10 protein-coding genes and 1 pseudogene are annotated in these 10,144 nt (G+C 41.0%); 8 read left to right on the forward strand and 3 right to left on the reverse strand.

Going from position 1 to position 10,144, the window contains the following annotated elements:
- Positions 1–38 precede the first annotated feature (38 nt).
- Positions 39–1,259: an RNA-guided endonuclease InsQ/TnpB family protein gene (locus WN50_RS29570; protein ID WP_049561722.1), complete on the reverse strand. Its 1,221-nt coding sequence runs from the start codon at positions 1,257–1,259 to the stop codon at positions 39–41.
- 423 nt (positions 1,260–1,682) lie between these two features.
- Between WN50_RS29570 and WN50_RS29575 the strand changes: the two genes are divergently transcribed.
- The 8 genes from WN50_RS29575 to WN50_RS29610 all read left to right on the forward strand — a co-directional run bounded on the left by WN50_RS29575 (position 1,683) and on the right by WN50_RS29610 (position 9,229).
- Complete coding sequence (locus WN50_RS29575; RefSeq protein WP_046281648.1) at positions 1,683–2,246, forward strand: cysteine hydrolase family protein; 564 nt, start codon at positions 1,683–1,685, stop codon at positions 2,244–2,246.
- A 308-nt stretch (positions 2,247–2,554) separates the two neighbouring features.
- Positions 2,555–3,877, forward strand: a complete 1,323-nt coding sequence (locus WN50_RS29580) for a pyridoxal phosphate-dependent decarboxylase family protein (RefSeq protein ID WP_160315457.1) — start codon at positions 2,555–2,557, stop codon at positions 3,875–3,877.
- Positions 3,878–3,958: 81 nt separating this feature from the next.
- Positions 3,959–5,503, forward strand: coding sequence for a phenylacetate--CoA ligase family protein (locus tag WN50_RS29585; protein WP_046281647.1), 1,545 nt, complete (start codon positions 3,959–3,961; stop codon positions 5,501–5,503).
- Between the two features lie 853 nt (positions 5,504–6,356).
- A complete protein-coding gene (locus WN50_RS34970; protein WP_160315458.1) occupies positions 6,357–6,524 on the forward strand; it encodes a hypothetical protein in 168 nt (55 codons plus the stop codon).
- A gap of 94 nt (positions 6,525–6,618) precedes the next feature.
- On the forward strand, positions 6,619–7,449 hold the full coding sequence (locus tag WN50_RS29595; protein ID WP_046281645.1) for a hypothetical protein: 831 nt from the start codon (positions 6,619–6,621) through the stop codon (positions 7,447–7,449).
- A gap of 35 nt (positions 7,450–7,484) precedes the next feature.
- Entirely contained in the window at positions 7,485–7,904 is a 420-nt protein-coding gene (locus WN50_RS29600) for a hypothetical protein (protein WP_049561728.1), read from the forward strand.
- A 90-nt stretch (positions 7,905–7,994) separates the two neighbouring features.
- Positions 7,995–8,543 carry a hypothetical protein gene (locus WN50_RS29605; RefSeq protein ID WP_152964970.1) on the forward strand — a complete coding sequence of 183 codons (549 nt, stop codon included), beginning with the start codon at positions 7,995–7,997 and terminating at the stop codon, positions 8,541–8,543.
- A 194-nt stretch (positions 8,544–8,737) separates the two neighbouring features.
- Positions 8,738–9,229 (forward strand): nuclear transport factor 2 family protein, encoded by a 492-nt coding sequence (locus WN50_RS29610; protein WP_235441185.1) that lies wholly within the window; start codon positions 8,738–8,740, stop codon positions 9,227–9,229.
- A 9-nt stretch (positions 9,230–9,238) separates the two neighbouring features.
- On the opposite strand, the pseudogene WN50_RS29615 reads toward WN50_RS29610, so the two are convergent.
- A pseudogene (locus WN50_RS29615) lies at positions 9,239–9,502 on the reverse strand (transposase); the annotation flags it as partial.
- A gap of 35 nt (positions 9,503–9,537) precedes the next feature.
- On the reverse strand, positions 9,538–10,077 hold the full coding sequence (locus WN50_RS29620) for an HD domain-containing protein (RefSeq protein WP_046281641.1): 540 nt from the start codon (positions 10,075–10,077) through the stop codon (positions 9,538–9,540).
- Positions 10,078–10,144 lie beyond the last annotated feature (67 nt).

The raw sequence follows: 10,144 nt of genomic DNA on the forward strand, positions 1-10,144 counted from the left end.
TTGACATCCTCACCGCCGTGAACGGACGGTGATTCCATCTATTTAAGCAGATCAAAAATTGATAGCTGCTTAAATTCTGGCGGGTTAGCGCTTCTTTGGGTGCTGCTATCCTGAGATAGTCTTACGCTTCCTCCACGCTCGCTTAGAGTATCCGAAAGTCCTCCGGCGACTAAAATATTAACTGCGGCGTTCAGATCACGATCATGAGAAATCCCGCAGTTTAAACAAATCCATTCTCGGATTGAAAGGTCTAATTTACCAATTTTAAACCCACAGCAAGAGCAAGTTTTAGATGTCGGTTCCCATCGGTTAATTACTCGGAAATCTCTTCCATATTTTTCGGATTTAGCTTCTAGAAACGTTCTAAATTTTCTCCATCCTAAATCAGAAATTGCACGGGATAATTTGCGGTTCTTAACCATTCCCGACACCTGAAGATCTTCCAGGATAATTGTTTGATTCTCACGAATAATCTGGGTAGATAATTTATGCAGGAAATCGGTTCGGGTATCAGCTACTTTAGCGTGAAATTTAGCTAACTGCTTTCTTTGTCTTTCATACCGTTTAGATCCTTTGGTTTTCCGAGATAGATTTTTAGATAACTTTTTCAGCTTCCTCATCCTTTTAATCAAGGGTTTGGGAGCTTTTATTTTTTGTCCATTACTCAGGGTAGCAAAGGTTGTAATTCCTAGATCGATGCCAACTGAACTGTTAAAAGATGGAAAAATTTCGGATTGGATTTCTACAACAAAGCTTAAGAAATATCGGTCAGCACTATCTTTGATGATCGTGACCGAACTGGGTTCTGAAGGGAGTTCCCTTGTCCAAACCACCTTAAGCTTTCCAACTTTCGCTAGATAGACTTTCCCGCCTTTGGTAGAAAATCCTAATTTAGTGAATCGGGCGGATTGTTTAGATTTCCGCTTTTTAAAGCGAGGAGGTTTAACTTTTTGCCCCTTCCGTTTTCCCTTGCAGGAATTGAAGAAGTTTTTATAGGCTTGCTCTAAATCATTAAGGCTTTGCTGGAGTGGAATTGCTGAAACTTCTGACAGCCATTCCCGTTCTTCTAACTTCTTTGCTTGGGTGATAAATTGTTTTTGTAGTTCACTATTCTTTGGTTTCTTTCTACCTTCTTTATACTCGGAAATACAGAAACCCAGGCTATCGTTCCACACAACTCTGACACACCCAAATAACTTGGCTAATGCCAATTTTTGAGAGGGTGTCGGGTAGCATCGGTAGCGATACCTGGATTTCATTTCCTTTGTTTAATCAACAAGCTTTATTATACATCAAGCTTGGAATAAAAAGCCGTCCTAGAAGGACGGGGCTTTCGACCCAAAATTTTCGGTAAGTATCCTAGAAAACCAAGCCTTTGCGCCCTTGTGCGGGGTTGAAAACACACAGCGTCCCTCTTGGCGACAAGAGAGAGAAGTTTCCCCTAACTCTTTATTTTCGGTCAACCCACACTAGTGAGCAATGCCATGTATTCGCAAAGTAGTCCCAGATGCTTTTTGCAATGGGATAGAGGGTGTAGTAGTTCACCCAGTTAAGATTACTCTTACAAACTGATTTCCGTATTTTTCCGTGAAATTCGGAATTATTGACTGCAATACTACTGAGTGTTATATTCATTATTGGGAGTTTAAAATTAAGTCGCAGTTGTTAGTGAGGAAAAGAAATTGAAATCGGCACTACTTCTTGTTGATCTGCAAAACGATTATTTTCCAGGTGGTTTCATGGAATTATTTGGCATGGACTGGGCTGCCCAAAACGTGCAGCACTTGCTAAATTACTTTCGGAAAAATCACTTACCGCTTTTCTATATACAACACCTTATGAAAGCAGAGCCTGGTACTGCTCCTTTCGTTGAAGGGACTCCAGGTGCAGAAATTCACGACAGTGTCAAACCCCTTAAAGATGAATTGGTAATATCTAAACATTATCCCAATAGCTTTAAGGAAACCAATTTACTCTATGAACTTAAAAAATCAGAAGTTGAAGAATTAGTGATTTGCGGAGGCATGACGCATATGTGCATTGACTCCACCACCCGTGCTGCTACAGACTTAGGCTTCAAATGTATCGTTATCCATGATGCCTGTGCCACTAGAGACATTTACTTTCGTAATCAGTTAATTCTCGCCAGAGACGTGCATTGCGCGATACTGAGTGCCTTAGAAACTGCCTATGCACAAGTCCTTAGTCTACATGAGTTTTTGACCAAGAGAACTGGTCAAGCTTAAATTTAATCTTCAAATTGCTAAAATCGAGCGTTGTATTTTAGCGATAGAAAACTACCCTCAAGAGTCTGAATTATTCCATGAGTGTGAATGATAAATCTAATCCCCTAGAAGTCTTGTCAGACTTGGTTGGGGGAACTTTACGAAATGACCGACCCACAGGACTACAACTGGACGCTTTCAACCCTCAATTATTCCGTAAAAATCTAGAAGTTGTTATCTCGAAGCTAGAACAATATTTAGCTGACTCTTCCATTCGGGGCATTGAACTAACCAATCCCTATGAGCTTTTACACCAAGCAAAAGACTTGATGGCCGCCTCAAGTAACGGACTAGGGTTAAAAGAGCAAGAAAAGCTAGAAAAAATCGTTGACCTATATTTAAAAACAGGGATCGCAGTTCACTCCGCCGGCTATATGGGACGGCAATTTTCCGGTGTCATTCCCCTGGCTGGTATTATGGACTTGGTCAACTCTATTGTTAATCAGCCATCCTCATTTTACGAAGCGGCCCAGTTACCCAACGTCGTTGAAGAAATTATGGCCAATGAATTGAACCAGTTCATTGGTTGGGAGCCTGGACAGTTTGCTATGGTAACCACCTCAGGAGGGTCATTAGGCAGTTTAACCGCCCTCCTAGCCGCCAGAAATGATAGATTTCCTCAGATGTGGTCTGAGGGAGTTTCTGCTTTAAAGGGGCAAGGTCGTCCTGCGATCGCTGTTGGTGATGCTCATTATAGTATTTCCCGGGCTGTAGGTATTTTAGGCATTGGAGAAGAGCAGATAGTTCGGTTACCGTTGAATGAGAAAAAACAAATTTGTCTCGAAAAGGTAAGACCCACCCTCGAAGCAGCGGCCCAAAAAGGGTTAAATGTTTTTGCGATGGTTGCCTCAGCAGGAACCACAACTCAGGGGGCTTTTGACCCCCTTGACCAATTAGCTGATATTGCCCAAGAAGAAAACATCTGGCTCCATGTTGATGGCTGTCACGGGGCAAGTTTACTGGTTTGCGATCAATTACGCCACAAATTAAAAGGCATTGAAAAAGTCGATTCTTTTGTGTGGGATACTCACAAGACGATGTTTTTGCCTGGGGTGTGTACCCTTCTTTTCTACAAAAATAAAGAAAAGAGTTATGGAGCCTTCCAGCAAAATGCCAGTTATGTCTTTGAAAAACAACCCGACATTTACACCCAGTTTGATAGAGCGCAACAGAATTTTGAATGTACCAAACGACCCCTAATCATGAATTTGTGGGTAACCTGGAGCATTTACGGTAGAAAATTATTTGCCGATAAACTGGAATATTTGTGTCAGTTGACCCAAGACGCTTATCAGATGCTTGAAGAAGAAGCAGATTTCCAGACCATCCATGACCCAGAAATGAATATCCTCTGCTTTCGTTATCTTCCCTCCAATTTAGACGAAAAGGCATTGCCTGATTTTCAAGTTACCATCAGAAACCGCCTCAAAGAAGAAGGGACTTTTTTCATCTCTAAGGTGAATGTTGATGAAAAACCCTGTCTGCGTGTCGTTTTTATGAATCACAAAATCGAGACGGCTCATTTCCAATTATTGCTTCGTGAAATTCGGAAAATCGGACAAGAAATCATTGACAAAGCCTCAAGAATTTAACCCCCTGCATTAGTTCAGCCCAAATACCCTAAAGATGCTTCTCAAGCATCATATGTTCACTTAAAAAAATCAGGAATAACTATGACTCAAACCCCCGTAGTTGTCAATTCTTCTATCGAGCAAATGGTTAATCAGTTGATTACACCAGAAGAGTTGCAACCAAAATCAATTGATGAAGTGGTAAAACTGCCCTCATTCGCCGAGAAAATGAACGAATGTGCCAAGCTCTGCGAGCAACCTTACAGTGAAATTGACCAAAGCATTCAAAATGCTTTGGTCATGCGGCGTTTGCAACAAATGATCCATACCTTAAACCTCAATCCCTTGTGGAAAGAAAAGATTGAAAAATCAGGGGTGAATGAAGTTCCCCGTAACTTTGAAGAATGGCAGCAATTACCGATTTCTGATAAGACGGTGATGAGCGACTTTTTTATGGGAGATAGACCTGGGTTAGTCGTCCCGTTAAACTATGGTGGCTTTGAAATTGTCGCTAGCGGGGGAACCAGTAGTGGGGTGCCCGCAGAAATGGTTTATTCTTTGCGGGAGTTACAGGATACTTACAAAATTGCGGGTAATTTCATTGGCAATTATATGCTCAAAGATTACCTCGCAGGAGATGACCCCAAGTGGGTGGCGACAACCTTGGCTGATTTCCAAATGTGGAGTAGCGGGACAATGGTTGGCGGGGTTTTACAAAGTATACCAGGCATCAGTTATATTGGTGCAGGCCCGGTGATGAAAGAAGTCTATCAACATATGATGTCTTACAAAGGGCCTAAGGCGATTATGGCGATTTCAGCAGGTATTGCCATACTCAGCGATCTTGGAGTTGGTTTGAATGAGGAAGCGAGAAAAAGTTTTCGTGTGGCCATGTACGGTAGTGGAGTTTTACCCTATCGTAAGCAACTTGAATTAAAACAGCTTTATCCTAATGTAGAGATTTTAAGCTATTTTGCCACAGTTCAAAACGAAGCGATCGGTTTACAATTAAAAGCAGATTCTCCTTATTTAGCGGCAGTTCCAGGGTTACATCTCATTGAAATTGTCGATGAGGATGGTCGTTGGGTTGCTGAAGGAGAAGAAGGAGAGTTGGTCGTCACTCGACTTCATGCCCATGAAACACCGTTTCTTAGGTTTAAATCAGGGGATAAGGTGATTCGTCGAGCGAATTTGGACGAGCCAGGACTGAAGACTCAACAATTTGAGTTTTTAGGACGTAGTGGGGATGTTATTCATCTGGGAGATACACAATTTCCTGCTCCTCCCGTTTATAAGACGCTCTGTCATCAATTAAAAGAAGCTGAGGTTTTTGATTTGGAAGCCTTGGCTCATGAAACTCAGTTTGTTAATCATCGGAGGAACAAAACGTTATCTTTAATTGCTGCGGTAGATGAGCCGAAGCATTTGTTTATTAAAATGGAAAACACCCTTGGTTCTGAAGGGGTAAAACGTTTGTTTCTTGAAGCTTTGATCGGTTCTCTGTCTATATTTAACGGGGGAGAAGCCAATTATCATTACATTGAAAAGACGGGATATCGCTTTGAGGTGAGATTAGTGGAACGCTGGTCTGAGGAAATTTATCGAACTCCTTTAAGTAAGGTTCCTGTAATTAGGGATATTGTTTAAACGGGTGATTACTTTAACTCATTATTCAGCTAATAATCACTGGATTATGGTTGACTTATGTTGGCTATTTTCTAGTAGCAAATAGAGCTTTATTTGAGAGTTAGCTTTTGAGTAGCTTTCTCATCTGAACTGCTGTTTTTGAGTTATTTGTGTGGAGATAATTGGTTATTATCTCCAAAAGATTGCTGCGTTTTTTAGAGTCAGTAAGACTTCAGAAAAAATCGTGAATCATTGAACAATTTTTATGATACAATTAAACTGAAAAAGCAATTCTAAAGGCTCAAATGGCCCGGCTAAGAATTATTTTCTAGCTGACCAAGTTTGGCCAAAGCTATTCAAAAAATTCACTATTTTTGGACATTTTTAAAATTAAATAAATTTCACAAAAAATAGTGAATTCTTGAACAATTTCTGTGATAGAGTTAAGCTTAAAAGCAATTATCAATGCCTAAATGAGCGGGCTAATAATTGTTTTCTAGTTGACCAATTTTGCCCTTTGTATCACATAGAAAACCAAGAGAACTGAGTTAAGCAAACTTCCTTTTCTCAGGGACATTTTTTGCAGCAAACGAATAGGAGGAAAATTGTGGAATCCAAAATAACCATATTTTGTGTCGTCGATGTCATTGAATCCCTGTCAGGGGGAACCCTCGGCAATGGCAACCTCTGCATGATGGATAACAGTCCCCTGGACAGTCTTAATCAAGGAACCCCTAACCTGTGTACCTTATGTTACCCAGGACAAGCCATTTATTGGCATATGTTAGCCCTTGACTTACAGACCCCTGTAGGCATCAGAAACATCTCGTTTTTCGGTCTTGACGGTAGTGGGGCAAAACCACCAAGCGACCCAATGAATGCCGAAAGTGACAAACTTCACTTAAACGTTTGGGAAGGAGTTGTTCCCTATTGGATGATTCCTGGTGTGGAGTACCGATACAGATTTGAACTGCAAATGTATGAAGGCAAGAACAGCATTATGTATGTTGATACACCGTCTCTAAAATGTGTTGCAGGCTAGCTCAACAAGAAACATAAACAGGAGCGGTACGTAAGGGCAGTTTACCCTCCATTGTTCTCTAGGACAAATCAACTTTAAGTCAGGAAGAAAAGTTATGAGCCAACAATTAGGAATCATATTGATGGTTGATGTAGAGGCTGCCATAAAAGCCAACACATTAAAAGGGAATACTTACCTGTTCGACAACATGAAATTGCAAGGGTCTGAAGGTCAAGGAACTGATAGCTTAGTATCTGCTGTCAATGGAACCTATTGGTGCGATGGATCTCAGGCAAATGAGCAGGTCTTAAACTGGCTACCCTACGGAGTGGGTTCTCTACCCCCAACAATTCCCAAATCCTTTTTAACCGATAAATCAAAAAATACTGATTTTCAAGCACTCAGTGAGTTTCAACAACTGGTTGAGAGAATCGAGACAAGCGACAAAGGCAGTTTTAGCAATGTTGCAGCTATCGTGAATGAACTCAAAAGAATCGCAGGTAGCACAGGCCTGAAAACTAAAGTCACAAGTAAACGTAGAACACAAAAGTCTGATCTGGGGACGACTGGTCAAATGCTGATGGATGTGACTGGAAAACTGGTTTATGCTTCTGATGAATATCAACTCCCTGAGATCAATTCTATTAATCCCATTATTACCAATATCACTGGGGAAGCAGTAGATAAAAAAATCATTTATCCTGCTGCCTATGGTTCTCCTGATATGGTGACTGACGGTTGGTACTGGGCAGCCTCTGTAGATACCTCTAAACCTGGCGTCTATGCTTACACCATGCACGTTCAACTCTATAAACTTGCTTTAAAAGAAGGGGAATGGACTTGGGTTCCGGTGGATATGACTTGTGATGCTTATCTCAAGATTTCTAGCGATCCCAAAGTCAACGGATTCACGGGTGCAGGGGTGGGAATGCTTCCCATTATGTAGTCAATCTTAAGACAAAAACTATTGGAGGATAAATCATGGCAACAAAAACCACAGGGAAAACCATCACTATTGCATCTGTCATTGATGTCGTCGGAGCATTGGCAACCGATTCCTTGAATGGACAAGTCTATTTTATGGATAGCAATAAAGCCAATGGCTCCACGGAGCAAGGAACTGAAAATTTGAAAACCATGGTTCAAAAAGGCGATCGATTAGTTTGGACTGTGATCTTTTTAGAATGTGAAGCTTATGCAGCCATTGACGACATCATCATTGACAAGGACTACTGCGAACCCAAAAAAGAGTTTTATGAAGGAACAGATGTTTCTTATTGGATCGGCACTGTTAAAAAAGATGTCACAATGACTCGCTATAGCGTCAAGTTTCAAGTAGGCACTCGAGCAGAGCCAATTGAAACCACTTCATCTTTGTGTCTTGTTGGTCAGCCGGTATAAGCCTTAACGATGGACTGTTTGGTGGCCCTATTGAGTGGCCACGAAATCAGGACTGAATCAGAATTTGTTCAACTAACAGCGAGTAAAACCATGGCAGATAACGGAACAACTCTAAAAAAGCAAAATCCAGGACAGCTTAACTCAGTACAGCTTAATATCGTCTCAGTCATTGATATTCATAAAGCAGTAGAAAGGGGAACGGTTAAAGATACCATCTACATGATGGACAATAGCGTTGGTGGTTCAGGTCAAGGAACAGGTCATTTACAAACCGTCTGTAAGCCAGGACAGGTGATCAACTGGATTATCTATCCGATGGAAATCGAAAAAAGACCAGACGGTACCTGGCCGCCAATGCCCAAGATCAATAATCTTGTCTTCCTTGACGACCAAGAAGGGGACGCTGAAGAGTTTGCTGAAAGCAAGGTCATGACCGAACTCAAGATTTATGGTGGGCCTGATATGATGCGAGATCCTTATTGCCCTGTATATTATTATTGGGCTGGAGCAGTCTTAAGTACCTTACCTCCTGGTGTTTATAAGTACAGATTTGTCCTTGAACTAGAGCAAGAAGGTAAAAAAGAGAAAATGTACTTGAACACAGTTGAGAAACCTTCTCTAAAAGTCATTGCGCTTTAGACCAATACTGCTAACTTAAGTCCATATTCCCCAGGTTCTACACGCTAAGTAGAGTAATTTAATACGCTCCCCAAAGTGATAGATTAATTATTCAACACTCGAAGTCGTGGTGCGGAATATGGACTTAAGGAAAAATCCTCGACAGTCTAATGATGTAGAATATGAAACATAACTTAAATGAAGAGGCGGGTTCAGTGACAACATCCAAAACCGTCGTAGGTGACACCTCTTTCAACGGGACAGATCGATTAGCCGTGATTAATCTCCTGTACAGCTACGGCTACTTTTTTAATGAAATTAAATTAGAGGAATTCTTAGCTCTGTTTGCCAAATCAGCCTCAATCGAGTTAGGACAAGGCAACAACAAGACTATTATGAATCTCTCCCAGTGGAGAGACTACATCTCAAATATACAACAGTTTTCCAGGCAACAGCAGATTCAGCCCCGTCATGTCCTGAGTACACCCAGGTTCGACAGTCAAACCAGTGATCAAGCAAGCGGACAGATCTATTTGCAATTGTTTACGACACAATATAACACAACATCCTTGCTAACCACTGGGGTCTATGAATTTACAGCAGTTAAACAAGCCAATGAATGGAAGTTGAATCATTGGGTTGTCAAGCTGGACTCGACGCTTGGGGGAGCGATGCCAAAAAGTGGCATCGACCTACTAACCTACTAGGGCGTGTGATCAATTAAGCCAAATGACGGTAGCAGCCAGATAGATAGCCCCCTGAAAGTTCTGAGCTAGTTTGTCGTAACGGGTGGCAATCGCCCGATACTGTTTAAGTTTGGCAAAGAAGTTTTCAATTAAATGTCGGGCTTTGTATAAGTGTTTATCATACTCCCGAGGGTGAGTGCGATTCCGCTTGGGGGGAATCACTGCTGTTTTCCCCTGTCGCTCCAGCCGATGTAGGACTGGTTGATCGGCATCGTAGGCTTTGTCTGCAATTAGGGTATCTGTAAATCAACTAAAAACTTTAGCAGTTGTTACCACTTGAACATTGGTAAGGGATTAAGGGGATGTTTGATTACCCATTTTCCAATTCTCTTTGCTAGATTTTTATGAAAACCATTATTGGGAAAAGTCATTTTAAGTTTTTCTATATTTGCTTTCTCAATTCCAAAATTAAATAGACCGAGGGAAAAATCCACTAAATCGGCTCTACGGAAAATTTCTACAAGGGAAGACTCTTCACCTTTGTATTTGCTTACCTTGTGATGATCACGAATCATCAAGGTAATCTCCTCTGACCAAGCCTCAAGATTTTTCCTGTGCAAATACTCTATAGCTGGAGGAATTGATGGAGGAATATAATCGACAGTATCTTCAATCCAAATTCCCAGGTCGTGAAAAGCTCCTGCAATAATAATCTTTTTCCTGTCCTCTTCGTTGCAATCTTTTAAAATAAAGCAAAAATGGATCATACGATAGACATGATTTCTATAGCCTTGATATTCAAGGCCAATTAAACTTTTCCATTCGGACAATATTTCTTCTAATAGAGGTATTTGTTTTTCAATATTCATAATATTTAGTCCATCATGTCGAGGCTAACTGTTCTAACTAATTAAATAGTTAAACTAAAAATATTTT

The sequence above is a fragment of the Limnoraphis robusta CS-951 genome, from assembly GCF_000972705.2.

What these genes read in the sequence shown, in the direction of transcription:
- WN50_RS29570 (WP_049561722.1), bottom strand. Translation starts at nt 1,259, where the DNA reads ATGAAATCCAGGTATCGCTACCGATGCTACCCGACACCCTCTCAAAAA.
- WN50_RS29580 (WP_160315457.1), top strand. Translation starts at nt 2,555, where the DNA reads ATGGCCGCCTCAAGTAACGGACTAGGGTTAAAAGAGCAAGAAAAGCTA.
- WN50_RS29585 (WP_046281647.1), top strand. Translation starts at nt 3,959, where the DNA reads ATGACTCAAACCCCCGTAGTTGTCAATTCTTCTATCGAGCAAATGGTT.
- WN50_RS34970 (WP_160315458.1), top strand. Translation starts at nt 6,357, where the DNA reads ATGAATGCCGAAAGTGACAAACTTCACTTAAACGTTTGGGAAGGAGTT.
- WN50_RS29595 (WP_046281645.1), top strand. Translation starts at nt 6,619, where the DNA reads ATGAGCCAACAATTAGGAATCATATTGATGGTTGATGTAGAGGCTGCC.
- WN50_RS29600 (WP_049561728.1), top strand. Translation starts at nt 7,485, where the DNA reads ATGGCAACAAAAACCACAGGGAAAACCATCACTATTGCATCTGTCATT.
- WN50_RS29605 (WP_152964970.1), top strand. Translation starts at nt 7,995, where the DNA reads ATGGCAGATAACGGAACAACTCTAAAAAAGCAAAATCCAGGACAGCTT.
- WN50_RS29620 (WP_046281641.1), bottom strand. Translation starts at nt 10,077, where the DNA reads ATGAATATTGAAAAACAAATACCTCTATTAGAAGAAATATTGTCCGAA.